26 protein-coding genes are annotated in these 25,060 nt (G+C 45.8%); 8 read left to right on the top strand and 18 right to left on the bottom strand.

Annotated elements, in window-relative coordinates; genetic code table 11:
* Positions 1 to 15: 15 nt before the first annotated feature.
* From V7728_RS07575 to fabD, 5 genes are read right to left on the bottom strand one after another with little or no spacing between them, the layout of a single operon-like run.
* Positions 16 to 753 (bottom strand): SDR family oxidoreductase, encoded by a 738-nt coding sequence (locus V7728_RS07575; RefSeq protein ID WP_025284970.1) that lies wholly within the window; start codon positions 751 to 753, stop codon positions 16 to 18.
* Between the two features lie 14 nt (positions 754 to 767).
* Positions 768 to 2,132 (bottom strand): long-chain fatty acid--CoA ligase, encoded by a 1,365-nt coding sequence (locus tag V7728_RS07570; RefSeq protein WP_032866374.1) that lies wholly within the window; start codon positions 2,130 to 2,132, stop codon positions 768 to 770.
* Positions 2,129 to 2,401, bottom strand: coding sequence for an acyl carrier protein (locus tag V7728_RS07565; protein ID WP_032866377.1), 273 nt, complete (start codon positions 2,399 to 2,401; stop codon positions 2,129 to 2,131). The genes V7728_RS07570 and V7728_RS07565 overlap by 4 nt, the downstream gene beginning before the upstream one ends.
* A 24-nt stretch (positions 2,402 to 2,425) precedes the next feature.
* Positions 2,426 to 3,406 carry an LnmK family bifunctional acyltransferase/decarboxylase gene (locus V7728_RS07560; protein WP_015240163.1) on the bottom strand — a complete coding sequence of 327 codons (981 nt, stop codon included), beginning with the start codon at positions 3,404 to 3,406 and terminating at the stop codon, positions 2,426 to 2,428.
* Between the two features lie 40 nt (positions 3,407 to 3,446).
* A complete protein-coding gene (fabD, locus tag V7728_RS07555; RefSeq protein ID WP_032866379.1) occupies positions 3,447 to 5,705 on the bottom strand; it encodes an ACP S-malonyltransferase in 2,259 nt (752 codons plus the stop codon).
* Positions 5,706 to 6,438: 733 nt separating this feature from the next.
* On the opposite strand from fabD, the gene loaP reads away from it, so the two are divergent.
* The gene (loaP, locus tag V7728_RS07550; protein ID WP_007408401.1) at positions 6,439 to 6,969 is read left to right on the top strand and encodes an antiterminator LoaP; all 531 of its coding nucleotides are present in this window, start codon (positions 6,439 to 6,441) and stop codon (positions 6,967 to 6,969) included.
* Positions 6,970 to 7,304: 335 nt separating this feature from the next.
* Here the strand turns inward: loaP and V7728_RS07545 are convergent, their stop codons facing one another.
* Positions 7,305 to 8,183 carry a LysR family transcriptional regulator gene (locus V7728_RS07545; RefSeq protein WP_032866381.1) on the bottom strand — a complete coding sequence of 293 codons (879 nt, stop codon included), beginning with the start codon at positions 8,181 to 8,183 and terminating at the stop codon, positions 7,305 to 7,307.
* Positions 8,184 to 8,321: 138 nt separating this feature from the next.
* On the opposite strand from V7728_RS07545, the gene V7728_RS07540 reads away from it, so the two are divergent.
* From V7728_RS07540 to V7728_RS07530, 3 genes are all read left to right on the top strand, one after another.
* A complete protein-coding gene (locus V7728_RS07540) occupies positions 8,322 to 8,645 on the top strand; it encodes a GlpM family protein (protein WP_032866384.1) in 324 nt (107 codons plus the stop codon).
* A 139-nt stretch (positions 8,646 to 8,784) separates the two neighbouring features.
* Positions 8,785 to 9,801: an NADPH dehydrogenase NamA gene (gene namA / locus V7728_RS07535; protein WP_003153250.1), complete on the top strand. Its 1,017-nt coding sequence runs from the start codon at positions 8,785 to 8,787 to the stop codon at positions 9,799 to 9,801.
* A 113-nt stretch (positions 9,802 to 9,914) separates the two neighbouring features.
* Positions 9,915 to 10,688 carry an alpha/beta fold hydrolase gene (locus tag V7728_RS07530; RefSeq protein ID WP_012117933.1) on the top strand — a complete coding sequence of 258 codons (774 nt, stop codon included), beginning with the start codon at positions 9,915 to 9,917 and terminating at the stop codon, positions 10,686 to 10,688.
* A gap of 49 nt (positions 10,689 to 10,737) precedes the next feature.
* On the opposite strand, the gene rpmG is transcribed toward V7728_RS07530, so the two are convergent.
* Positions 10,738 to 10,887, bottom strand: coding sequence for a 50S ribosomal protein L33 (rpmG, locus tag V7728_RS07525; protein ID WP_003153246.1), 150 nt, complete (start codon positions 10,885 to 10,887; stop codon positions 10,738 to 10,740).
* A gap of 78 nt (positions 10,888 to 10,965) precedes the next feature.
* Positions 10,966 to 11,892, bottom strand: coding sequence for a ribonuclease Z (gene rnz, locus V7728_RS07520; protein WP_099566891.1), 927 nt, complete (start codon positions 11,890 to 11,892; stop codon positions 10,966 to 10,968).
* Positions 11,893 to 12,100: 208 nt separating this feature from the next.
* Between rnz and zwf the strand changes: the two genes are divergently transcribed.
* A complete protein-coding gene (zwf, locus tag V7728_RS07515) occupies positions 12,101 to 13,570 on the top strand; it encodes a glucose-6-phosphate dehydrogenase (protein WP_012117935.1) in 1,470 nt (489 codons plus the stop codon).
* 89 nt (positions 13,571 to 13,659) lie between these two features.
* Here the strand turns inward: zwf and gndA are convergent, their stop codons facing one another.
* Entirely contained in the window at positions 13,660 to 15,069 is a 1,410-nt protein-coding gene (gndA, locus tag V7728_RS07510; protein WP_007408395.1) for an NADP-dependent phosphogluconate dehydrogenase, read from the bottom strand.
* A gap of 108 nt (positions 15,070 to 15,177) precedes the next feature.
* The gene (locus tag V7728_RS07505; protein WP_029973901.1) at positions 15,178 to 16,422 is read right to left on the bottom strand and encodes a DNA polymerase IV; all 1,245 of its coding nucleotides are present in this window, start codon (positions 16,420 to 16,422) and stop codon (positions 15,178 to 15,180) included.
* Between the two features lie 75 nt (positions 16,423 to 16,497).
* Between V7728_RS07505 and V7728_RS07500 the strand changes: the two genes are divergently transcribed.
* Entirely contained in the window at positions 16,498 to 16,779 is a 282-nt protein-coding gene (locus tag V7728_RS07500; RefSeq protein WP_003153239.1) for a hypothetical protein, read from the top strand.
* A 32-nt stretch (positions 16,780 to 16,811) separates the two neighbouring features.
* On the top strand, positions 16,812 to 17,648 hold the full coding sequence (locus V7728_RS07495; RefSeq protein WP_007408393.1) for a membrane protein insertase YidC: 837 nt from the start codon (positions 16,812 to 16,814) through the stop codon (positions 17,646 to 17,648).
* 113 nt (positions 17,649 to 17,761) lie between these two features.
* On the opposite strand, the gene V7728_RS07490 is transcribed toward V7728_RS07495, so the two are convergent.
* Genes V7728_RS07490 through mce form a run of 3 tightly spaced genes read right to left on the bottom strand, consistent with a single transcriptional unit; the run spans position 17,762 to position 20,832 of the window.
* The gene (locus V7728_RS07490) at positions 17,762 to 18,877 is read right to left on the bottom strand and encodes a tripeptidase T (RefSeq protein WP_003153237.1); all 1,116 of its coding nucleotides are present in this window, start codon (positions 18,875 to 18,877) and stop codon (positions 17,762 to 17,764) included.
* A 16-nt stretch (positions 18,878 to 18,893) separates the two neighbouring features.
* Positions 18,894 to 20,417 (bottom strand): acyl-CoA carboxylase subunit beta, encoded by a 1,524-nt coding sequence (locus V7728_RS07485; RefSeq protein ID WP_373467135.1) that lies wholly within the window; start codon positions 20,415 to 20,417, stop codon positions 18,894 to 18,896.
* Positions 20,404 to 20,832, bottom strand: a complete 429-nt coding sequence (gene mce / locus V7728_RS07480) for a methylmalonyl-CoA epimerase (RefSeq protein WP_015240172.1) — start codon at positions 20,830 to 20,832, stop codon at positions 20,404 to 20,406. Before mce ends, V7728_RS07485 begins: the two co-directional genes overlap by 14 nt.
* 93 nt (positions 20,833 to 20,925) lie before the next feature.
* Between mce and prli42 the strand changes: the two genes are divergently transcribed.
* Positions 20,926 to 21,021 (top strand): stressosome-associated protein Prli42, encoded by a 96-nt coding sequence (gene prli42 / locus V7728_RS07475; RefSeq protein ID WP_007408390.1) that lies wholly within the window; start codon positions 20,926 to 20,928, stop codon positions 21,019 to 21,021.
* A 13-nt stretch (positions 21,022 to 21,034) separates the two neighbouring features.
* Here the strand turns inward: prli42 and V7728_RS07470 are convergent, their stop codons facing one another.
* The 5 genes from V7728_RS07470 to V7728_RS07450 form a co-directional block, all read right to left on the bottom strand.
* Positions 21,035 to 21,565: a L,D-transpeptidase gene (locus tag V7728_RS07470; RefSeq protein WP_099566892.1), complete on the bottom strand. Its 531-nt coding sequence runs from the start codon at positions 21,563 to 21,565 to the stop codon at positions 21,035 to 21,037.
* 69 nt (positions 21,566 to 21,634) lie between these two features.
* Complete coding sequence (locus V7728_RS07465) at positions 21,635 to 22,588, bottom strand: aromatic acid exporter family protein (RefSeq protein WP_007408388.1); 954 nt, start codon at positions 22,586 to 22,588, stop codon at positions 21,635 to 21,637.
* 76 nt (positions 22,589 to 22,664) lie between these two features.
* The gene (locus V7728_RS07460; RefSeq protein WP_012117941.1) at positions 22,665 to 23,387 is read right to left on the bottom strand and encodes an amino acid ABC transporter ATP-binding protein; all 723 of its coding nucleotides are present in this window, start codon (positions 23,385 to 23,387) and stop codon (positions 22,665 to 22,667) included.
* Positions 23,380 to 24,039 carry an amino acid ABC transporter permease gene (locus V7728_RS07455; protein WP_003153227.1) on the bottom strand — a complete coding sequence of 220 codons (660 nt, stop codon included), beginning with the start codon at positions 24,037 to 24,039 and terminating at the stop codon, positions 23,380 to 23,382. Before V7728_RS07455 ends, V7728_RS07460 begins: the two co-directional genes overlap by 8 nt.
* A 61-nt stretch (positions 24,040 to 24,100) precedes the next feature.
* On the bottom strand, positions 24,101 to 24,868 hold the full coding sequence (locus V7728_RS07450) for a transporter substrate-binding domain-containing protein (protein ID WP_015240174.1): 768 nt from the start codon (positions 24,866 to 24,868) through the stop codon (positions 24,101 to 24,103).
* Between the last annotated feature and the right edge of the window lie 192 nt (positions 24,869 to 25,060).

Genomic DNA, 25,060 nt, shown 5'->3' with positions numbered 1-25,060 from the left:
GAATTTTTCTGTGCTTTAACAAGTTAATCCGCCGTCTATTGCCATTGTCTGTCCGGTCATAAAGGACGATTCAGGAGAAAGCAGGAAACGAACGAGTCCGGTCATATCGTCTGTTTCACCTAAACGTCCCATCGGCGTCCTTCTGATAATCTGCGATTTTTGTTTTTCCGGCATATTTTTCGTCATATCGGTGTCCACAAAACCGGGCGCAAGTGAATTGACACGGATTCCTTTAGACCCGAGCTCCCTGGCCAGGCTTCGCGTCAAGCCGTCAAGAGCCGCTTTGGATGCACTGTAGACTGAAGTGCCTTTAAATCCTCTTGAGCCGATAATGGAGCTTATGTTAACGATTGATCCGGAATTTTGTTTCAGCATGACACGGGAAACGTTCCGGGTCAGCTTGATGACTGAGCCGATATTCAGATTGAGGATGCGGTCAATGTCTTCATCATTGGTCAGGGGCAGCAGCTGATCAAGGTTCAAACCGGCGTTATTGACCAAGCCGTCTATTCTGGAAAACTTGCGGTATACTTGAAGAACAAACTGTTTCATGGCGGCATCATCCGCCGCATCCGCCGCTTCCCAATAAAAGCGGCCGCGGTACTTTTCACTCTCTCTCAATGTGTTAATAAAATCAGATTCACTGCGGCTGAAAGCGGCTACTATGTAATCCTCATCCAAAAGCGTCTGTACAATCGCTTTTCCCAGCCCCCGGCTTCCTCCGCTGACGACCGCTACTTTTCCGTTATTCATATTTGCCTCCTGTTTTACACGTTTCTTATTTTTTTAAATCGATCATTAGACAGTTTCCGATCTGTAACAGAGATGATCTGCGGTATCTGATATGGCTGCAGCTTCTGTTTGCAATGAGCTACGGCCCGCTTTCTGAAAGATTTGATATCTTCTTCTTTTTCGAGCACGGCCTCTGCCGCGACAATCTCGCCTGTAATCGGATTTTTTCTGCCTGTTATGAGAACATCCCGGACATTCGGTATCTCCAGAAAGACGCTTTCCACCTCTGCCGGAAACACTTTCTCTCCGCCCACATTAATGATTTCACTCTTTCTTCCAAGGATTCTTATATATTCGCCGTCTGTTTCCACCTGGTCACCGGTGTCATACCAGCCGTCTTCATCGAAAGGTGACGGTGCGTTTAAATAGCCGAGCATCGCGGACTCAGAACGGACCCAAAGCGTGCCTCCGGTAATTTTGGTCTCTGTTCCGGCACCTCCTACTTTCATCCAAGTGGATTGGCTGTCTTTTGATTTCGTTGAGAATATACCCAGTTCAGTTAATCCGTATGTTTGTTTCAGCCGTACATCCGGAAACAGCCGGTGAATGCCGCGCAGCGTTGATTGGGGCATCGGTTCTGTGCCGTAAGTGATCAGCCGGAGTGAAGAGAGGTTATAGCCGGCATCCGCCTTGGACATCAGCAGCATGTTTAAAAAGGTCGGGGTGGCGGGGAGCACTTGGACAGCATGCTTGTCGACCGCCTGATAAACGGACTCCGGCGTTCTGCTGTCTGATGTGACGATGGTTCCCCCGTTAAACAGAATCGCAAACAGCGTATTAATGCCGCCGATATGATCCAATTTCAGAAAAATGAGCGTACGCAGCGGTTTTCTCTTCGCCGTTTTATATTTTTCAAGCAGCCGGCCGGCGCTTAACACGGATGCTTTGCTTTTGCCGGAAGTTCCCGATGTGAAAATAATAATGCCTGACTCCTCTCTCTCGCGCAGGTCATCAAGCAGAGGGTGAGAGGCGCTTTCAGAACCTTCACGAAGCGTCCAGCTGTCATTTTCATTTATTTCAATGATTTGATTCACTTTCGCGTCTTCAAACATATCGAGATGCTTTTCCCTTGATTCATTGCTGAGAGGGACAACGATATTTCGGTTTAACAAAAGCGCCATCAGCAAAAAAATGGCGTTCGGGGAATAATCCCCGATAAGCGCCACACATTCTCCTTCACGTATTCCGTTTTGTTTAAGTTCTTTCTGAAAAAAGCTGATTCGTGTCAGCAAATCATCATACGTAAAAGTCTGCCCTTTAAAAATGAGAAACTCACTGTCTTGCGTTTCCCTAAGCTTATCAGTCACCCAGCTGATATCTCCCCTGCTTTCTGTTTTCATGATTGAGCACTGTCCATATATTTTTGATAAATATTACAAATGCTGCCGACGGTTGTAATGCTGGAAATCGTTTCTCCTTGGGAAAAAGGATCTACTCCGGTTTCCATCTCCATCTGTGCGACTAATTGAGCGATATCCAGTGATGAGAAGCCCAGATCCTCTATGACTCTCACATCATCCCCCGCTTCGACGGCCCGATATGACTGCTGTTCTTGAATATCCTGAATGATTTGAGCGATGATCTGCTTCATTTCCTTGGTTTGTTCCATTTGCTTTCAGCTCCATTCTTCATTTTATAAACTTCTGATGACCCGTTTATAATCCGGAATATGATCTTGTGAAGAGGTCGGCACCGCCAGCAGCTTATCCACCTTGGAAATGGCCAGCAATGTATGATTTCTTTTCATATAGACTTCAATCTGATAGCTGATTTTCGCCACTGAGATCATACCGAGGGACTCACCGTGAAAGTCGGGATCGCACTCTTCAATGTGTCCCGTCATATAAATATCAAGCTCTTCATCTGCAAAACAATTTCCGTAATAATACGTCTCTCTTTCAAGCAAAAATAAATGCCGCGCGATTGAAACCGGAAAACCCGGCTTCGACCGGCGCGTCATCCATTCAAATTCCGCCGCATCCATTATCTTGCTGAATTTCGCAAACACCATGGCATGTCCGGGCGCAGCATCCTGATCAACAGGAACCCGATATGAAACGGGGTCTGCTGTTTTGAGATTGCCCGGCTTCATACCGAAGGCGTCCGTTCTGATTTTCTTTGACCGCATCAGGGCGTAAGGCGGCTTGGCTAGCTTAGAAAGTTCCGCAATGCATTCAGCCTTAGGCGCTGAGACTTTGCGCGTCGAACCTTCTGTTTGTGTGACGTCGACGACAATTAAACTATTGGCTTTCATAGAAGGAAACCGTCCCCGGTCCCACTCGCTTTTATCAGAGCTGACCGCTCCTTTCGGCCCGAACAAATAATCAGATTCTAATATGGTTTCTCCAAACCGGGAGATATCGACTCCGACGGAAACCTCGTCCCATAATCGGTACTGATCAAGAGGCTGATCTGAAGGAACTTTGAGATGTGTCATAAAATAAGCCGGATACAAAATCAGCCCTTGGTGATCGGCCATCTGATCAGGCCGGAATCCCGTTCCGTCCGTTAAATGGTGACTGTGTGCGTTGCCGAATAACAGCAGCAGCGCGTACTCATTCAAATTCCCTAACCCGACATGGCTCATCGTTAATTCATGATTTTCAATCAGCATGGTCTGTCCTCCGCAGAAAAAATGTAATGGCTGGTCATACTCAGCCTGTAATCGATACCAGCCTTTGCGCAAGAAGGCCGGCTGTTTCTTCCATGAGCTGTTTGCCGATCAGATCGACATGCCTGTTTCTCCAATTTTCAAGCGGGGTTCCTTTCACCCATTGATTAAACGCGCCGAGCGCAGGACCGCAATGAATTTGGTAATCTATTTTACTTTCGCTTTTTCCTTCCAGAGCGAGCCTTGTCGTATGAGAAAAATACCATTTAAATACCATCGCCATTTTGTGTTTCGGATTCTGTTCGGCTTTGGCGATCTGCTCAGGAGATTTATCACGTTTCAACTGCTCATACACTTCTTCAAAACTGCGCTGGAAATACTTTTCTTCAATTAATGTTTTCGTTTTTTCATCTATTTCATCTAAAGAATTGTATTGTCTGTACAAGTCAAAGAGTTTATTGGCTCTTGCCGGGAAAAACAGGCCTTTTTTCAGCACCTGCACCCTTGCTCCCGCTTCAAACATATCTCCCGCAGGAGCGTATGACGTATCCTGCACGTTCGCTTCCTGAAGCAGATCTTTCACTGAATCACTTGTCCCGGCTTCGACCGTGCATTGATTAATAGAACCGGTTCCGATAAATTCGGCGCCGAGCAGAAACGCGGCAGCAGCCGCTTCCGGAGTGCCGATGCCGCCCGCTGCGCCGATTCTTACTTTTTTCGCATAACCGTGCTTCTCCATCATGCGGTCTCTGAGTCTGATCATAGCAGGCATTAATGTATACGGAATCCCTTGGTCGGTATGCCCTCCTGAATCCGCTTCAACGCAAATGTCATCAGCCATCGGAATTTCTTTTGCAAGCGCCGCTTCCCCGGCTGTCAGCCGATTGTCAGACACAAGTCTTTCCAGCACATGAGCCGGAGCCGGATTCAGAAAGGCCTCAGCGACTTCAGGCCGGGATACTTTCGCGATGATTTTGTTTTGAACTGACACCGACCCGTCATGATTCCTGGTTAATCCCTTTGCCCTGTATATAACAAGAGCGGGGGTTATGCCCATAAATGCCGATGCTTCAATAAGATGAATGCCGTTTTTCAAATATAAATCTATCATTCTGACTTCCTTGTCAGGTGACATCATATGATGAAGAAGATTCATTCCGAATGTTTCCCCTTGCCGCAGTGCAGACCGGATGGTGCCGATGGCCTGTCCGATCCGTTCGATACTCAATCCGCCCGTTCCGAAAAAGCCCAGCATTCCCGCTTTTGCCGCTTTAATGACCATCTGTTCCGAAGCAATTCCCCTGTACATGGAGCCCGTCATGTAAGCATATTGGATGTTATAATCTTTTTTAAAATCTTCGTTCCCTAATCTCATTCCCGCCGTTTTTTGCGGATCAGCTGCCGATGCTTTAACATCAGCAGTATCAGACTCTTCTTTCGGCATAGGTAATGGGACGGCATCTTTTTTAATCTGACGCGTCAGTTTTGTCAGCACTTCTCCGGGCCCGACTTCTGCAATTTCATTATTTTCAAGTCCCATCAGACGGCGTATCGTGTCCGTCCACTTTACCTGATTGGTCATTTGCAAAGTCAGATTTGTTTTGATTTCATCATTCTTATAAGGTGCGGCATGAAGATTTGAGATCACCGGAAAACGAAGAGGCAAAAACACCGTTTCTTCTAAATAATCCGCGAACTCTTTTTCAGCATCTTTCATATAGCGGGAATGGAAGGCGCCGCTCACATTTAAAGGAAGGTACATTCTCACGCCGGCTTTTTCAAAGACGGGGCCCGCTTTTTCAATGTCTTGTTTCGTTCCGGCGATCACAATTTGCGAAGGTGAATTGTGGTTAGCGATATCAATGCCGGTCAGATGATAATCGGATAGAACCTCTTTTACTTGTTCAGCGGTAAACCCCAAAACCGCCGCCATGCCTCCGGGAGCTGCCTTGCTCATGAGCTCCCCTCTTTTTTTCACAAGCTGCAAACCGGTCTCAAAATCAAAGCAGCCGGCCGCAAATAACGCATTATATTCTCCTAAACTGTGCCCTGCGGCGTAATCAGGCTCTCTGCCGGACTCTTTCATTTTCTTTAAATAACTGAGTGCACTCACCGTATATAACGCCGGCTGGGTAAATTGCGTTTTCCCCAGCTGGTGATTCGGATCCTCCAGACACAATTCTTCTATAGAGTAGCCTAATATGTCATCAGCCTGACGTGTCAGATCTTGAAATTCATCAAACAGTCCGGCTCCCATTCCTTTAAATTGAGAACCCTGCCCCGGGAACACAAACGTAAGCATCTTATCCTCATCCTTTCCGCATCGCCAATTTTGTACATCACATGTGGTTCTCCATACAAAAACGTCTCTTATTTCATATATTGACTGGTGTAAACACCGGCATAAAAATAAAAACACAAACGCGTTTGCGATTCAGCACAGGTTTAAAAATCGCAAACGCATTGTGTTTTCCTTTTCTAACATAATTTATATAAAGACATCTTGCTTGTTTACTGAATGTTTCGCATGACAAGCTGCAGTGCCAATATGCCCGAAAACAGCCATGACGGCACACTTCTCCCTTATCATGTATATGTAGATATATACACTACAATCATTTTTATAATCCCTATTTCCTCTTCAACGTGCCGAAACAGCGATTGAAATTTAATAGGTGCTTTACATCAATTTAATAAATTTAACAAATAGTTGCTATTTAAAGAGAATAATATCAATTTATAGATAATAATGTCAAGGAATTATTTCATTATTTTCTGACATTTATTTCACAGTTTTATGTTCGGTGGACAGTCGGCATAATTGTTTCGGGATAAATGTCAGATAATTCCCTGAACCCTATTCATGTCAAAGAAAATTCATCGCTTCTCTGTCAATTGGGTCTATACTTATTTTTCATTTTCATATATTATGTAAAAAAAAGACGAATTAGAAAAATTTTTAATCACTTTAAATACTATCCATTAAATACTTTCTTTGTATAATAATTTCTTATTATTCTAAGGAGGACCCAGTCATGAAATGGTACGCACTTTTTGTAGAGTCCGGAAAAGAAGAAACAGTTCAAAAATTTCTGCGTCTGCAGTTTGATGAGCAGGCTCTCTACTCAATCATACCCAAGAAAAAAGTCACAGAACGAAAAGCCGGAATCAAATACGAGGCACTCAAAAAGATGTTTCCGGGATATGTTCTGTTTAAAACGAAGATGACAGAGCGGACATTTCATAAAATCAAAGAACTCCCCATTTCATGCAGAATCGTGAATAACGGCGCATATTATTCCAAAGAGCGTAAAACCTATTTCACGACAATTAAGGATGAAGAAATCCTCCCTATTATCAGGCTGATCGGAGAAGGAGACACTGTAGATTATTCAAAAGTCTATATTGAAAATTCAAAAGTAACCGTTGCCTCAGGGCCTCTTAAAGGAATGGAAGGCATTATTAAAAAGATCGATAAAAGAAAAAGACGCGCCAAAATCTGCCTGTCTTTTATGGGACTGGACAAAATGGTCAACGTCGGAATTGAAGTGCTCTCCAAACCCTAGCATATCAAAAAAAGCATCAACAGCATGTGCCGTTGATGCTTTTTTTATATAAACAGACGAAAGCCCGACATCAAAATAACCCCGCTCACCACCGTCACGGTCAGACTTTTTGACATAGTTGACCTAAAGCCGGGCTGCGCCCATGAGGCAAAATCACATTTAGGGGAAGATACATTTTAATCAAGAGCGGTGAATTGACGGTTGAGCTTCATGACGAAAAGCATGTGCTGACTTCGGGCGATGCCGCACAGTTATTTTAATTCCTCGGATGAACCGGTGACATATTTTATGCTGGTCTATTATGCTGAACCGGCTTAAACGCATATCAGGCTTCTTCAGACAGAAGCCTGACGGACCGCAACCCATTCTTGTATGCATTGAATCAGTTTCTGGACAGAAGGTGTCTGCGTCTCCTTTGCATGAGCTGTCAAAATGCCGAGCTGCCTGGAGACATACCGGTCGAACCGTTTGATGAGCACATCACAATCATTCACCAAAAGCTGCGGCAAGATGCTGATCCCCAGATTGTTCCGCACCATTGCAATAATCGCTTCATCCCCTCTGATTTGATAAGCGACCCGCGGCGTAATCTTTTCTTCCTTCAGCACTTTCAGCACATCAAAATGTGTCTCCGGATAAGGCACGATACATTTGACGGACTCCATGACATGTAACGGAACCGTTTCACATTGCGCCAATTCATGCTGCGGGCTCATCACCGCTACAATCTGATCCTCGGCCAACGGGTAAAAATGCCACCTCTCGCTGTGGGATGTGCCGATCGCCGCATCAATCCGGTCATCTTTCAGCCATTCTTCCAGTTCAGTAGAATTTCCTTCAAACAAATGCACCTTAATGGAAGGATACAGCTCATTAAATTCCCTCAAAATTTTCGGCAGCCATTTTACCGCCACGCTCGTAACAGTGCCGAGCCGGACTTCCCCTCTTTCTAACCCATTAATATTATCAACGGTTTCAGACAGTTTTTCATAGTTTTTTTGAATTTCCTTCATAATATGTAACACTTTCAAGCCATTTGCGGTGGGCCTCACTCCATGCCGCTGTCTGATCAAAAGCGGAAAACCGTACTCTTCCTCTAATTTACTGATCATTTGGCTGATGTTCGGCTGTGTGTAATTCAATATGGCAGCGGCTTGGGTCAGGCTGCCGCTTTCAACCGTTTTAATAAAGGCTAAATGCTTCTTTAAATCCAACCGGCTTCATCTCCCAGATATCATTCTTTATTATCCAATGCATTAGTTATATTTAGTTTACTTATACATCAATCAAAAATAAAATGGCAATGTCTCCATCATTATACTTGATAACAAACAGAAGGTGAGCGTTTCAGCATGGGTTTTCTCATTCAATTTTTTATCGGCGGCACCGTTATGGTGGCCGCCGCGTATTTAAGCAAATCGAAATACTTATTCTTATCAGGCGTTATTACATTGCTGCCGATCATGACGTTACTGAATATTCACTTGCAGCTGAAAAATATGAGCCCCGACGATTTCAGAGCCGCTCAAAAAAACGGAATATTCGGTGCCTTCGGCGCAGTGATCTTCATCAGCAGTATTTTCATCCTGACAAACTGGTTCAAAGGTGGCCACGCAGTCATCGGTGCGTTTCTCATCTATATTTGCTATATGATCGGCTGTAAATGCCTGTTATGAAGATACGGCTACGCTGTGTATAAAAAAATGCCCGTCCAGAACAATAATAACAATGCGCTCAGTCGTGAGCAGTTTATATGACTGAATGATCATGAGTTGTTATAATCAATGTCTAAAAACATTCCGGGAGGCGAAATAAATGGCCAGAAAATTATTCACACCATGGACCGTTAAAGATGTAACGATCAAAAACCGTATTGTTATGGCACCGATGTGCATGTATTCCTCACATGAGAAGGACGGAAAACTGCAGCCTTTTCATATGGCGCACTACATATCGCGTGCAATCGGACAGGTCGGCCTGATTATCGTGGAAGCGACAGCCGTTAATCCTCAGGGGCGCATTTCCGATCAGGATTTGGGCATTTGGAGCGATGATCATATCGAAGGTTTTGCCAAACTGACGGAACAAGTGAAAGCGCAAGGATCTAAAATCGGCATTCAGCTTGCGCACGCCGGACGTAAAGCTGAGCTTGAGGGAGACATTTACGCTCCGTCAGCCATTCCGTTCGATGAGCAGTCCAAAACACCGGCTGAAATGACGACAGAACAAATTAAAGAAACCATTCAGGAATTCAAACAGGCAGCGGCGCGCGCGAAAGAAGCCGGCTTTGACATTATTGAACTTCATGCGGCACACGGCTACTTAATGCACGAATTTTTGTCCCCTCTGTCCAATCACCGTACAGACGAATACGGAGGCTCACATGAAAATCGCTACCGCTTCTTAGGCGAGACCATTGAAGCCGTCAAGGAAGTCTGGGACGGCCCGTTATTTGTCCGTATTTCTGCATCGGATTATACAGACAAAGGGCTGGACATTGCGGATCATATCGGTTTTGCGAAGTGGATGAAAGAACAGGGAGTCGACCTCATTGATTGCAGCTCAGGCGCACTCGTTCAAGCTGATATTAATGTCTTCCCAGGCTACCAAGTGAGCTTCGCAGAGAAAATCCGTGAACAGGCCGAAATCGCAACAGGCGCCGTCGGTTTGATAACGACGGGAACAATGGCGGAAGAAATTCTGCAAAACAACCGCGCTGACCTTATTTTTGTCGCAAGAGAACTTCTGCGCGATCCGCACTTTGCAAGGAGTGCAGCGAAGCAGCTGAATACTGAAATACCGTCACCGGTTCAATACGACAGAGCATGGTGATGAAATGACAGCCGGAGTTTTTCGATCCGGCTGTCTCTTTTTTTATTTTTTGAGAAACGATTGCCGAAGCTTCTCCGTCTTCCCTATAGAACCAATTAGAGGGGATGACTCCAATGAAAGCAGCATGGATGGAAAGGACATATCTGATTGACGGGTGTCCGTTTTATACGAAACACCGTAAAGGCGCCGGCGAAGTGACGATCGTCTTTGAAGCCGGCTACGGCACTTCTTCTGAAACATGGACATCATTACTCGCTGACATAGATGAAGAATTTGGGGTTTTCACATATGACAGAGCCGGAATCGGCAAAAGCGGACAAAGCCGAAACAAGAGAACGGCGGACCACATGGTACAGGAATTAAACGCTCTTCTTCTGAAGGCCGGCGTCAAGCCTCCTTATCTTGTCGTCTCGCATTCATACGGCGCGATTATCAGCAGACTTTGGGCGAGCCGGAACCGCCGGGATATTCTCGGGATGGTGATGCTTGATCCGGTTTCTGAGGATCAGGAGACGAAAGTGCTTCCGCTTCTTCCCGAAGAAATGAAAGCCGCCTATTTGAAACAGTTCATATTGGAAGGATCACACGCGGAATTTTTGACGAGCCTTCGTCAGATCAAGCATCAGCAGATTCATTTCGGCGATATGCCGCTGTTGATTTTATCATCGGGAGAGCGGGATGAGCGTTTAAAGCACGCTCATGAACAATGGGTGAAACTGCACAGAAGCATGCTTGATGTCTCTTATCAAAGCGGATGGATTCAGGCCAAAAACAGTTCTCATGCCATTCACCACGATGAACCGCACATCGTCCACCTTGCCATTTATGATGTTTGGTGCGCGGTGCGCCAGCAAATGAATGCTCCTGCCTATCAGGCGGTAAACTGATAAAACAAAAGCCATTGTGCAACGGCACAATGGCTTTTGTTATCGTGATCTATTTTGTCTCACGATGCAACGTATACTTTTTCAACCGGGGGGAATACTTTTTCATTTCTAACCGGTCCGGATTCGTCCGTTTGTTCTTCGTCGTAATATAATTTCTGTCCCCTGTCTCTGTACAGGCCAATGTAACATTCACACGCATCATTTTCACCCCTTGTGCAAATCGTAATTATTACGTTTTATTATATCTCACCAGAAAAAAATGTCAAGCGTCCATTTTTTAAGACCGCTCCACAGTGACCTCCATGAAGTCAAATGCGATCTTACTGTTTTCAAATACCGCTTTCGCCTCATGTTCGAGACGCTCTATCGGCGATTCACCCTGATACCTTGCGCTGATATGAGTTAAGATCAGCTGTTTGGCGCCTGCTTTTTTTGCCGTTTGCGCAGCCTGTTCTGTCGTCGCGTGATAATAATTATGTGCGAGCTTTGCATCTTCCTTGGCAAATGTCGCTTCATGAACAAGCACATCCGCATTGCGCGCCAGCTCCGTTACCCGCTCTGATACCCTCGTATCCCCGGAAAAAGCGACGATTCTCCCTTTTTTCGGGGGTTCCAAAAAATCCCGCCCGTTAATGATTCTGCCATCGTCAAGTGTGACCGTTTCGCCGTTTTTGATTTTCTGATAGACGGGTCCGGGCGGGATATTCATTTCTTTTAATCTGCCGGCCTGCAATGCGCCGGGAATATCCTTTTCCTGAACCCGGTAGCCGAACGCTTCCACGCCGTGAATGACGGATGCTGCGGTAACAATGAATTGCTCATCTTCAAAAACCGTCCCCTCTTCGATTTCAAGTACGGTAAGAGGATACGTCAGATGAGTCGCCGTCACGTTCAGGCTTGTTTCGATAAAGGCTTTAATGCCTTTTGGCCCGTAAATCGTCAGCTCTTCTTCACCGCCCTGAAATGAACGGCTCCCCAACAGACCCGGAAGACCGTAAACATGGTCGCCGTGAAGGTGGGTGATGAAAATCTTCTCAATTTTCCTCGGTTTGATTGTTGTATGTAATATCTGATGCTGAGTGGCTTCTCCACAATCAAACAGCCATACGGAACGCCTTTCTTCAAGAAGCTTCAGCGCGACGGACGTTACGTTTCTCGTCTTTGCCGGCATGCCGGCCCCCGTCCCTAAAAATAATAATTCCACAATGCTTCCTCCTAGATCTTTGTACTACTAAGGATACAGGATCAGGCTGAAAATGTGAATTCACCCGGGCCTTCTCCGGCCTGATTAATTTTTTTCCGCAAACCGCAAAAAACAGGCTGAAATGTTTGCTTTCAACGAATTTTAGATTTAAAATGAAGGAAATATGCGGGGTTTTAAACCATGCTTCAGATAAAGTGAGGTACTCTAAGTGAAAACAAACGACAAACCAAAAGCAGTAATTGTAATATTTGGTGCCACAGGGGATTTGGCAAAACGAAAACTTTACCCATCCATTCACCGTTTATATAAAAATGGTCAAATTGGTGAAGAGTTTGCAGTTGTAGGTGTTGGAAGAAGACCTTGGTCAAACGAGGACCTCCGGGAAACCGTTAAAACGTCTGTTTCTTCTGCCGGGCAAAAAGACATAGACGATTTCACATCTCATTTTTATTACCATCCGTTTGATGTAACGAATCCGGGTTCCTATCAGGAGCTGAATGTCCTGCTTGATCAGCTTGAACATACATATGAAATCCCGAACAACAGAATGTTTTACTTGGCGATGGCTCCTGAGTTTTTCGGCACTATCGCAAAATCACTTAAAAACGAAGGTGTCACAGCGACAAATGGCTGGTCACGTCTCGTCATTGAAAAACCGTTCGGCCATGACCTGCCGAGTGCGAAAGAGCTTAACAAAGAAATACGCGAAGCTTTCACGGAAGATCAAATTTACCGGATCGACCATTACTTAGGCAAACAAATGGTTCAAAATATCGAAGTCATCCGGTTTGCGAATGCGCTGTTTGAGCCGCTGTGGAATAACCGCTACATCTCAAACATCCAGATTACGTCAAGTGAGGATCTCGGCGTTGAGGATCGTGCGAGATATTATGAGAAATCAGGCGCACTCCGTGATATGGTTCAAAACCATATTTTACAAATGGTCGCTCTCTTGGCGATGGAACCGCCGATTAAACTGAACACGGAAGAAATCCGCAGCGAAAAAGTGAAGGTGCTGAGAGCCCTCCGCCCTGTCGCTCCAAACGAAGTAAGTGACTTCTTCGTCCGCGGACAATACCAAGCGGGAACGATTGACGGAAACGCTGTACCGAGCTATACAGATGAGCAAAATGTAGCACCGGATTCCAATACGGAAACATTCGTGTCCGGAAAGCTGTTAATCGATAACTTCCGCTGGGCCGGCGTTCCGTTTTATATCCGCACAGGGAAACGGATGAAAGAAAAATCAACGAAAATCGTCGTTCAATTTAAAGACATTCCGATGAACCTTTATTACGGCAATGAAACGAATGTAAATCCGAACCTGCTTGTCATCCATATTCAGCCGGATGAAGGCATCACACTATATCTGAACGCTAAAAAATTAGGCGGAGCCGCACATGCTCAGCCGATTAAGCTGGACTACTGCAGCAACTGCAGTGATGAAATGAACACACCGGAAGCCTATGAAAAATTAATCCATGACTGTCTGCTCGGTGATGCGACAAACTTTGCCCATTGGGACGAAGTGGCGCTTTCATGGAATTTCGTCGATGCGATTTCCGAAACGTGGGCAGCCGACAAAACCCTTTCTCCGAATTATGAAGCCGGGTCAATGGGACCGAAAGCTTCGGACGATCTTCTTGAAAAAGACGGTCTCCACTGGTGGAATATATAAGAAAACATCAAAAACCGCGGCGCCGTTCATGACGGCCCGCGGTTTTTAATATTAGAAAAGCCCCCGCAATAACTGCGGGGGCTTCTTCATTACTTCATCCATTCAGTATGGAAAATGCCTTCTTTATCTGTGCGTTCATACGTATGCGCGCCGAAGTAATCACGCTGCGCTTGAATCAAGTTTGCAGGAAGCACTGCCGTACGGTAGCTGTCGTAATACGCAAGTGCGCTTGAGAACGAAGGTACCGGCACGCCTTGGGCTACGGCAAGTGAAATCACTTGGCGAAGGGCGCCTTGGTAGCTTTCTGCAATGTTTTTGAAGTAGCTGTCTAACAGCAGGTTGTCAAGCTCCGGTTCACGGTCATATGCGTCTTTGATCTTTTGCAGGAACGCCGCGCGGATGATACAGCCGCCGCGGAAGATCATCGCGATTTCACCGTATTTCAGATCCCAGTTATACTCTTCAGACGCGGCTTTCATTTGGGCGAAGCCTTGTGCGTAAGAACAGATTTTACTCATGAAGAGCGCTTTTCTGACCGCTTCAATCAGCTCTTCTTTATTTTCAGTGACCGGCTTAACGTCTGGTCCGGACAGAAGGCTGCTTGCTTTCACACGCTCTTCTTTCATTGCGGAAATGAAACGCGCAAAAACAGATTCAGTGATAATCGGAAGCGGCACGCCTAAGTCAAGAGCGCTTTGGCTTGTCCATTTACCCGTTCCTTTTTGGCCTGCTTTATCAAGGATCACGTCAACAAGCGGTTTGCCCGTTTCTTCATCTTTTTTAGTGAAAATGTCAGCCGTGATTTCGATCAGATAGCTGTCAAGCTCTCCTTTGTTCCACTCAGCGAATACTTCGTGAAGCTCTTCGGCAGACAATCCGAGCACCTGTTTCAAAATGAAATATGACTCAGAGATCAGCTGCATGTCACCGTATTCGATACCGTTGTGCACCATTTTTACATAGTGCCCCGCTCCGTCCGGGCCGATGTATGTCGTACAAGCTTCTCCGTCCACTTTAGCAGAAATGGCTTCTAAAATCGGTTTCACGAGTTCATGCGCTTCCTTTTGGCCGCCCGGCATAATAGAAGGCCCTTTCAGCGCTCCCTCTTCACCGCCTGATACACCCGTTCCGATAAAGTGAATGCCGCTTTCGGCAAGCTCTTTGTTCCGGCGCTGTGTATCTTTATAGTATGTATTTCCGCCGTCAATCAAAATATCGTCTTTTTCCAGATGAGGAAGAAGAGATTGAATCGTCGCATCCGTTGCAGTTCCCGCTTTAACCATTAATAAAATTTTACGGGGTGTTTCAAGAGACTGGACAAACTCCTCAATGCTGTATGTACCGACAACATTTTTGCCTTTTGCCTCTTCTAAAAACTCTTCCGTTTTGCTGCTTGATCTGTTGTATACAGACACAGAAAATCCCCGGCTTTCGATGTTAAGAGCCAGATTTTTACCCATTACCGCAAGACCGATAACTCCGATTTGTTGTTTTGACATATTCTAACGTCCCTTCTTCAAACGTTTAACCATTTTAAAATTTAAATTAAAATAAAATGATATTTATACTAAAGAAATTATCATACATAACCCCTTTTTTCAAGTTATTCACCTTTTCTTTTCATCCTGAAAAAAGTCTCTGTTAAAGCTCGTTCCCCTTGTTTTGCTTTCTTCTTTTTTTATAACGGCGCCTTTTCTGATCAGGTTTTGGCCGTACTTTTCATTCAGCTCGTTCATCATCTGAAAAATCGGCTCATCCTTTGCGTCCTCCTTGAATGAAAACAGATCAAGCTGTTTATACGCCTGCTGTTTTTCAACCAGTTCCGTTCCGGTGATGCCGAGAAGCCTTACCGGATTTTGGTTCCAGTGCTTGTCAAACAGTTCCATCGCCGCTTCCATGATGTCTTTTTTCTGATCAGCCGGATTGCTGAGGGTCATGCTTCTTGTGACCGTTTTCCAATCCGCATACCGAATCATGATGAACAGCCGGCAGGCCATGACCTCCTTACGCTGGAGCCGTTCGCTCACAGACAGCGCGAGCCGGTCAAACACGCCCGTTAATTCATCCCAGTCAGCCGAATCATGCGACAGGGTGGATGAGTTGCCGACACTTTTAAATTCATATATCCGCTCGGGATTGACTTCTGCAGGATGGATGCCGTTCGCTTTATCCTTCAGCCTCGGGCCGTTTATGCCGAGAAGCGTTTTCAGCGCATGTTCATCTCCTTTTGCCAAATCACCGATCGTTTTGATGCCGAGCGTTTTTATTTTTTCCGCAGTTTTCGTTCCTATACCGTGCATCTCTTCAATCGGAAGAGGCCATAAGACGTCCGGCAGCTCTCTTTTTCTTAAAATGGTGATGCCGAGCGGTTTTTTCATGTCAGACGCCATTTTGGCGAGAAATTTATTCGGGGCGATGCCGATGCTTGACGGAAGCAAAAGCTCTTTTTGCAGTCTCGCCTGAATGTCTTCGGCTGTCTCATACGCCCTGTGTCTGTGCGGTGTGTCCGTAATATCCATGTATCCTTCATCAATAGAAACAGGCTCGACTAAATCCGTATACTCCCTCAGAATGCTGAACATTTCTTTTGATGAACTCCGGTAGCGGTCAAAATTCGGAGGCACGACGATGAGTTCCGGACAGAGGCGTTTTGCCCGCCACACCGGCATGGTGGTCTTTACGCCCCGCGCTCTCGCTTCATAGCTGCAGGTGACGATGATTCCTTTCCGTTCCTTCACGTTTCCGGCAACGGCGATAGGTTTTCCTCTTAAAGACGGATCATACGCCATTTCTACGGAGGCATAAAAACTGTTCATATCGATATGAAATATAATTCTCCCTTTTCCGGCCACTCCCGGCGCCTCCTTTCCTTTCATAGACAACCTTATATATATGTAGTAAAATAAGAGCTGAATGGATGTGATAAAATGATTCTTGAGTCAATGAATGACTTTTTATTTTTAGTCGATTTTTTCACAATTATTCTTCCCGCTCTGACCGCGATCGGCATCGCTTTTCTTTTGCGTGAGCGCCGCGCAGGCGAGCATTGGAGAACGAAACGAATAGATGAACATCAAGCAGTCGTTCAGCTGAACCGAACAGACTTTCTTATTATTATATATCATCGCATTACAACTTGGATACGTAAAGTCATCCGCATGAATTCACCGGCGAATGATGATGAAGATGTCAGCTTCCTCCTTTTATAACGGCAAGTGAAGATAAAAAGGAGGAGACATAATTGTCTAAAACATATCAAAAATGGATCGCATTCGGATTGTTTTTTATCGTACTGTGCACAGGCCGCTCGGCTTTTGCGGCGACATCTCAGACTCAGACGGGAGGCCTCGGGAATATCGGGTTTTTCCACGATTACCTGATCGAGCCGTTTTCGGCACTTTTAAAAGGTGTGGCGGGCCTGTTCCACGGTGAGTACGGACTGTCGATTATTCTGGTGACGATTATCGTCCGGATCGTTGTATTGCCTTTGTTTGTGAACCAATTTAAGAAACAGCGGGTGTTCCAGGAAAAAATGGCTGTGATCAAACCGCAGGTCGACAGCATTCAGGCTAAAATGAAACAAACGAAAGATGCGGAGAAACAAAAAGAACTGCAAATGGAAATGATGAAGCTTTACCGTGAGCACAATCTGAATCCGATGGCAATGGGATGTCTTCCGATGCTGGTGCAATTCCCGATTTTGATCGGTTTTTATTACGCCATCCGCTCAACGCCGGAAATCGCTTCACACTCATTTCTGTGGTTCAGCTTAGGGCATTCTGATATTCTTGTATCACTGTGCGCGGGGGCCATGTATTTCTTACAGGCTTATATTTCCCAAAAATTAAACGAGAAATATTCACCGGCTGCTCAAAATCCGGCCGCGATGCAGTCAGCAAAAATCATGGTCTTTATTTTCCCTGTCATGATGACCGTTTTTTCACTTAACGTACCGGCTGCGCTGCCGCTTTACTGGTTTACAAGCGGACTGTTTTTGACAGTGCAGAATGTACTTTTACAGCAGACGCATCATAAAAAGAAACAAGCTGCGGCTCAGGCGGAGCCCGCCAAATCATAATACTGAAACCCTGCCGGAACCTATCCGGCAGGGTTTTTTCTTGTATCTGCAAGGCTTTAAACCAATTATCATGAAGAATGAAAAAAGCACCCAAACAACTGGGTGCTTCGTTTTTAGTTGGCCGCTGTTTCGATAATGGCAACGACCATTTCCGCCGTTTTGACGAGCTCTTCAATCGGCATTTTTTCATTTTTCGTATGGATTTGTTCATAGCCTACTGACAGGTTGACTGTCGGAATGCCGTGGCCGGCAATGACGTTTGCGTCACTTCCGCCGCCGCTTGTCTGAAGTTCGCTCGGCCGGCCGATTTTTGCCGCCGCTTTTTTCGCGACTTCCACAACCTGATCGCCGTCCTGATATTTGAAACCCGGATACATGACCGCGATGTCCACTTCCGCGCGGCCTCCCATCTCAGCTGCAGCAGATTCGAAAGCTTCTTTCATTTTCTGCACTTGCGCTTCCATTTTTTCAGGCACTAATGAACGCGCTTCAGCCAGAATATCAACCTGGTCGCAGACGATATTGGTTTGCGTGCCGCCTTCGAAACGTCCGATATTAGCCGTTGTTTCTTTATCAATACGGCCGAGCGGCATTTTAGAGATTGCTTTTGATGCGATTGTAATCGCGGAGATGCCTTTTTCCGGTTCTACCCCCGCATGAGCCGTTTTCCCGAAAATGGTTGCTCTCACTTTCGCTTGTGTCGGTGCGGCTACAATAATGTTGCCGACTTTTCCGTCTGAATCAAGCGCAAAACCGTATTTCGCGGTAATGTCTGAACGATCCATTGCTTTTGCCCCGACTAATCCCGATTCTTCTCCGGCCGTGATAATGAATTCAATGGTGCCGTGCTCGATGTTTTGTTCTTTCAGCACTTTAATGGCTTCAAACATTGCGGCAAGTCCCGTCTTATCATCAGCGCCGAGAATCGTCGTGCCGTCGGATTTTACATAGCCGTCTTCCACAATCGGCTTAACGCCTTTGCCCGGGACAACCGTGTCCATGTGCGATGTGAAATAAATCGTATCCGCATCTTTTGTGCCCTTTAACGTACAGATTAAGTTGCCGGCTCCATGCCCCGTCACTTCTTTTGTATCATCTTCTTTTACGCTCAATCCTAAATCAGTGAATTTTTGTTTGAGCACCTTGCTGATTTCCGCTTCATGTTTTGTCTCTGAATCAATTTGAACGAGTTCAAGAAATTCTTCAAGCAGACGTTTTTCGTTTACCATTTTCAGTTCCCTCCGTTTAAAGCGGTATATTACCGTGCTTTTTTTTCGGTCTTTCCTCTTCCTTATGCGCAAGCATGTCAAATGCCTGAATCAATTTTTTCCTCGAGTCTTCCGGCCGGATGATATCATCCACCATTCCGCAGGCCGCTGCTTTATACGGACCGGCGTTTTCCTTTTCGTATATGGCTTTTTTTTCGCGCTTCGTTTTCTCCGGGTCGTCAGAAGCCTGTATGTCTCTGCTGTATAAAATCGACGCCGCGCCTTCCGCTCCCATCACGGCGATTTCCGCATTGGGCCAGGCGAATACAAGATCTGCCCCGAGCCCTTTCGAATTCATGGCGACATAGGCGCCTCCGTAAGCTTTTCTGATGATGAGCGTCACTTTCGGCACCGTCGCTTCGGCAAAAGCATACAGCAATTTTGCTCCGTGACGGATGATTCCCGCATGTTCCTGCTGAAAGCCCGGAAGAAATCCCGGAACATCAGCGATCGTCAATAGCGGAATATGAAACGCGTCACAAAAACGGATGAATCTCGACGCTTTGTCAGCGGCATCAATCGTGAGGCTCCCCGCCAAGTGTTTCGGCTGGTTTGCGACAACACCGACTGTACGCCGTCCGAGTTTCAGAAAACCGACAGCAATGTTTTTGGCAAAATACGGCTGAATGTCAAAAAACGTTCCGTCATCCGCCAGCTCTTTTATTACCTGTAACATATCGTAAGGTTTCGAACTGTCCGCGGGAACGAGGGTGTTTAATAACGGTCTGGCGTCTTCCTTTTTAACGGGCAATGCCGTCTGTCCGCCGTGCGGGAGATAAGAAAGCAGGGTTTTCACAGCGGAAAGAGCCTCTTTTTCCGTTCGTGCGGAATAGTGGGCATTTCCGCTTATCACATTATGTATTCCCGCACCGCCTAAACTTTCCGCGTCAATCTGTTCACCCGTCACCTGTTCAATGACTTTCGGGCCTGTAATAAACATGTGCGACGTATGTTCCGCCATAATCACAAAATCCGTCAATGCGGGTGAATAAACAGCACCGCCGGCACACGGCCCAAGGATGACAGAGATTTGCGGAATCACTCCCGAGTAAAGGACGTTGCGCCTAAAGATATGACCGTATCCATTTAATGATACCACACCCTCTTGAATTCTCGCACCACCTGAGTCGTTCAGCCCGATGATCGGAGTTTTATTTTTCGCCGCCAGATCCATTACCGCCGCGATTTTTTCCGCATGTGTCTCGCCGAGCGTCCCGCCGAGTACGGTAAAGTCATGGGCAAACAAATACACGGGCCGTCCGTCAATTGTGCCGTATCCGGTAACAACGCCGTCTCCCGGAGCATTTCGGGACCCGGGCATGCGGCTTTTGGCAAACGGCTGCAGCTCTGAAAAACTGTCTTCGTCCAATAAATAGTCAATTCTTTCTCTTGCCGTCAGCTTGCCTTTTTTGTGCTGTTTTTCATTTTTTTCCGCTCCGCCGCCGTTTGTTAAAAAGGAACGTCTTTCATTTAAGTGTCTGATATGATCACTCATGCTCATCTTGAGTTTCTCCTTTTTCAATTGTTTCACAAAGCTCAATCAGGACCCCGTTCGCCTCTTTTGGAGAGAGAAATGCGATCTTCTTCCCGCCCGCTCCGTTTTGCGGTTCATGATGGATCAGAGTCATGCGGCATGCTTCAAGCTCCTTGATCGTTTCCTTCATATCGGCGCAGCGGAATGCCAAATGATGCAGCCCTTCGCCTCTTTTCTGTAAAAAAGAGCTGACGGGAGACGCGTCCGACAGCGGCTCAATCAGCTCAAGCTTTGTGCCTCCCGCTTCTAAAAAAGCAACTCTCACATTTTGGCCGCTTACCAGCTCGTCTCCCATATACGTAAGCCCGAGCATCCGTTCGTAAAATCCTCTCGCGGCTTCAATAGAGCTGACGGCAATGCCGACATGATCAAGTTTTTTCATAGCGCGGCCACCTGCTTTCCGCCATAGGATATGGCTTGTTCATACAAGCAAAACACGTTAAAATGATAGACAGTAATCTTAAGGAGTGAAACAATGTCTCAAAAATTTATGAAAAGCGCCGTCATCGTCATTTTGGGCGTATTTATTCTTTCAACCCTCCTCTCAGGCATTATGATGTATTTGCGGTAAAAAAGCAGGCGCCTCATTGCAAGGGGGGTTCCTGCTTTTTTATGAGGGCTTTCCGCTCTATTGCAATGTCCTCGAATGAGCGGTTTTCTTTTGTAATCAATACTTTCGTTCCGGGAGGGATAATCCGGAAAATACGGATGACATCCCGGTTTTTCATACGGATGCAGCCGTTTGACACAAACCCCCCGATCAGCTCTTCTCTGTTTGTTCCGTGAATGCCGTATATCCTGCCGTCGGTTCCTTTCGCGTCAAAGCCGATCCAGCGGACGCCGAGCGGGTTTTCCGGCGCGCCTCCCTCTACATTTTTCTTCCGGTAATACGGATTGACGGCTTTGACCGTTACCGTAAATTCTCCTTCAGGCGTCAAATCATCCGTTTTTCCCGTCGCCACCTGATAAATGCCTTGTATTCGGTTATCCTTCACAACAGCAAGCGCATTTGTGGCTTTATTGACGATAATATAAGGGTCACCCGGCAAAGGGTTTGCGCCAAGCGGCCAAAGCGGAGACATCAGCAGGGCGGCTGACAATAAAAAAAATCGCATGGGCTCCCCTCCTTTTTTCATTAGAATGACCAATGAAAGGAGGACTCATGCGATTGATCCATATGTTTTTTACAGCTTGATGCCTTTGAAATAACTTTTAATCACGAGATATTGTTCCATCTCACCGAGGAGGTGGAACAAAGCCGCCCGCGCTTCAAACTCCTCGCGCGTTGCCGGGAGCGGCATTTCTTCAAATTCCGTTCTCATTTCTGCAAGTCTTTTTAAAAATTTATGAGCGGTATTGCCGGGATGAATGGCTTCCCTTAATTCATGGATGAAATGGGCGATTATTTTGCCCTGCTCCACCGTTATTGAAATAGAGGTAATCTTCGGCAGCAGCCGTTCAATGATTTCAAATTGTTTCTGTCTCATCTTAAAATAATGATAGTAAAGATTTTCATGGCGCAAAATATGATTCTGCACGTCCCGATAGGCGAGGTTTTTCGCCTCTTGAATCATCTGATGCGTCTCCGGTATTTCCTTCCCCGACCAATCTTGCTCACCAGTTAACAAATACCGTTCGATTTCGGCGAAGATGACGGAAAAGTTGTCCTCAATTTTTTTCCGGTATGCCGCGAGTTTTCTGTCGAGGCTCGGCATATACAGATTCATTAACAGCGCGACGCCGATACCTACGGTGATCAGCTGGAACTCATTCCAGATAAACGCCATCGTAATGCCGCCGGACATATATAAATGAAGAATGATTACTGAGCTGGTGACAATTCCTTCGTTTATTTTTAAAACGACTGTAGTCGGAATGAACAGCACCAGCAATATTCCGATCGCAAACGGATAATAGCCGATCAGCCCGAAAAAGACATATGAGAAGACGATCGCCAATAAACAGGCGGCAAATCGGGCCCACGAGGCCTGAAGCGACCGCTTTTGCGTAATCTGAATGCACAATATGGTGATGATTCCTGCGGATGCGAAGTTTTGCAGATGCAACAGCTGGGCTAAATAAATGGCCAGCGCCGTTCCAAGTGCGGTCTTTAGTGTGCGGTAACCGATTTTAAACATTGCTTGCTCCATTCTGTTTGTTTCTTTCTCAAAAAAAAGAAGAAGAGCATTCTTCTTCTTTTCTTACAGTTATATTTTATAATATTTTTTCTAAAAAGTCCTGTGCTCTTTTTGACTTCGGAGAAAGAAAAAATTCTTCCGGCTGCCCGTCTTCCACGATCGTCCCTTCATCCATGAATAATACGCGGTCTGCCACTTCTTTGGCAAATCCCATTTCGTGCGTTACGATCACCATCGTCATGCCCGTCTGCGCGAGCTCTTTCATCACCTCAAGAACTTCTTTGACCATTTCCGGGTCAAGAGCCGAGGTCGGTTCATCAAACAGCATGATGTCAGGATTCATGGCAAGCGCACGCGCGATGGCGACCCGCTGCTTCTGTCCGCCTGACAAACGGTTCGGATAGTCGTTCCGTTTGTCAAGCAGTCCGACTTTTTCAAGGAGGGCGCACGCCTTTTCCTCCGCCTCGTTTTTAGACTCTTTCTTCACGCTGACCGGCGCGTATGTGATATTTTCAAGCACCGTTTTATGAGGAAACAAATGAAAATGCTGAAATACCATGCCGATATTTTCCCGCACTTTCAGTTTATTCGTTTTAGCTGCGGTAATTTCATTTTCTTTAATGGCAATCGTTCCGCCGCTCGGGGTTTCCAGCAGATTTAAGCAGCGCAGAAACGTTGATTTGCCGGAACCGGAAGGGCCGATGACAGCGACGACTTCCCCTTCTTCGATCTGTGTTGAAATGTTTTTCAGTACTTCATGTTTCCCGAATGATTTTGACAGGTTGTCGACCTTAATCATTGGCTTTCAGCTTCCTTTCTACGCCTTTTCCGATGAATGCTAAGATCAAAACGAGCACGTAATAGATTAAGCCCGCCACAATAAGAGGTTCTAAATAGTTGTATGTTGCGGCGCCGGACTGGTAGGCCCGTCTCATAATGTCGCCAAGACCGATAACTGTGACGATCGCCGATTCTTTCGTTAAGGTGATTAATTCGTTAATAATAGCCGGAGAAATGTTTTTAAACGCCTGCGGCAGCAGCAGATCTTTCATCATTTTTCCGTACGGCACGCCGAGAGCGACGGCAGCCTCTTTTTGTCCTTTGTCAATTGCGTTGATTCCCGCTCTGATAATTTCAGAGACGTAAGCGGCTGAATTGAGCGATAATGCAGTGACCGCCGCCCAAAATTGATCGATCTGAAAGCCGAGGAGCTGCGGCATACCGAAATAAATGATCATCAGCTGCAGCACGAGCGGCGTGCCGCGGAATATCGAAGTATAAAAATCCGCAATCCATTTCAGCGGACTGATCGTGCTGATTTTAAATAAGCTGAGCACGATGCCTAATACAAGACCGATGACCGCCGAAACGAGCACAATTTTCAATGTGACCGCAAGGCCTTCCAATATAAAAGGAATTTGGGGGATTGTCGCTGAGAAATCCAAATTCATACGTGTGATCTCCTTTGTCTTTATTCAAGATAAAAAGCTCAACGAAAAGTTGAGCTTTCTTTTATTTCTCGTTGGTGAACCATTTTTTCTTCAGTTTTTCGATTTCTCCGTTTTTCTCCATTTCTTTCAGCGCTTTGTTGAACTTCGCTGTCAGATCACTGTCTTTGCGGAACGCAATCGCGGAACCCGATTCGTCTGATTTCGCATCTGCTGACGCAAAGCCCTGCAGATCTTGATTTGAACTGAAATAGCCTTGTGCTACGATGTCTTCGATAATCGCGGCATCAAAACGCCCGGATTTGATCTCTTCGGTTAAGTCTGAGATCCGGTTGCGGTCTTCGAGCTGAAAACCGTATTTCGAAGCGAGCTTCTTGCCTTTTTCCTCTTGAATGGAGCCGAGCTGAACACCGACGGTTTTGCCTTTCAGATCATTCAAGGATTTAATGCTGCTTCCCTTTTTCGTAACGATCATATTGTTAGCAGTATAATAAATATCAGAAAAATCAACTTGCTTTTTCCGTTCCGGCGTAGGTGTCATTCCAGATAATATCATATCTACCTGCTTGGACTTCAAGGCTGTAATCAGGCTGTTGAAGTCCATGTCCTGCACCTCAACGTCATAGCCGGTCTTTTTGCCCAGAGCTTTTGCCAGATCAACGTCAAACCCGGTGATCTGATCGCCGTCTTTATATTCAAATGGTTTATAGTCAGCCGATGTACCCATAATCAGCTTGTTCTTTCCGCCTTCTGAGCCTGAATTGCCTGATCCGCAGGCGGACAGCGCAAAGGTGATACATGCGGCAGCTAATACCAACAGCCATTTCTTCATGATTCATTTCCCCCATATCTACTGATCTCTTAAATTTGAATATTTATTCGTTAACTTGTATTTTAAACACTTTTTAATTGTGATGCAATACTATTTTTGAAAAATATATTTTCCTTTCTGTGTTTATTATAGTCATTGTTTTTCAGGTTAGTGACAGCTGAACGCCGATGTATAAATATTTATATTTATACA

It is taken from the genome of Bacillus sp. JHAA, assembly GCF_036961585.1.
Classification (GTDB): domain Bacteria; phylum Bacillota; class Bacilli; order Bacillales; family Bacillaceae; genus Bacillus; species Bacillus velezensis.
The sequence above is the reverse complement of the archived record's forward strand: the minus strand, read 5'-3'. Positions and strand labels throughout refer to the sequence as shown.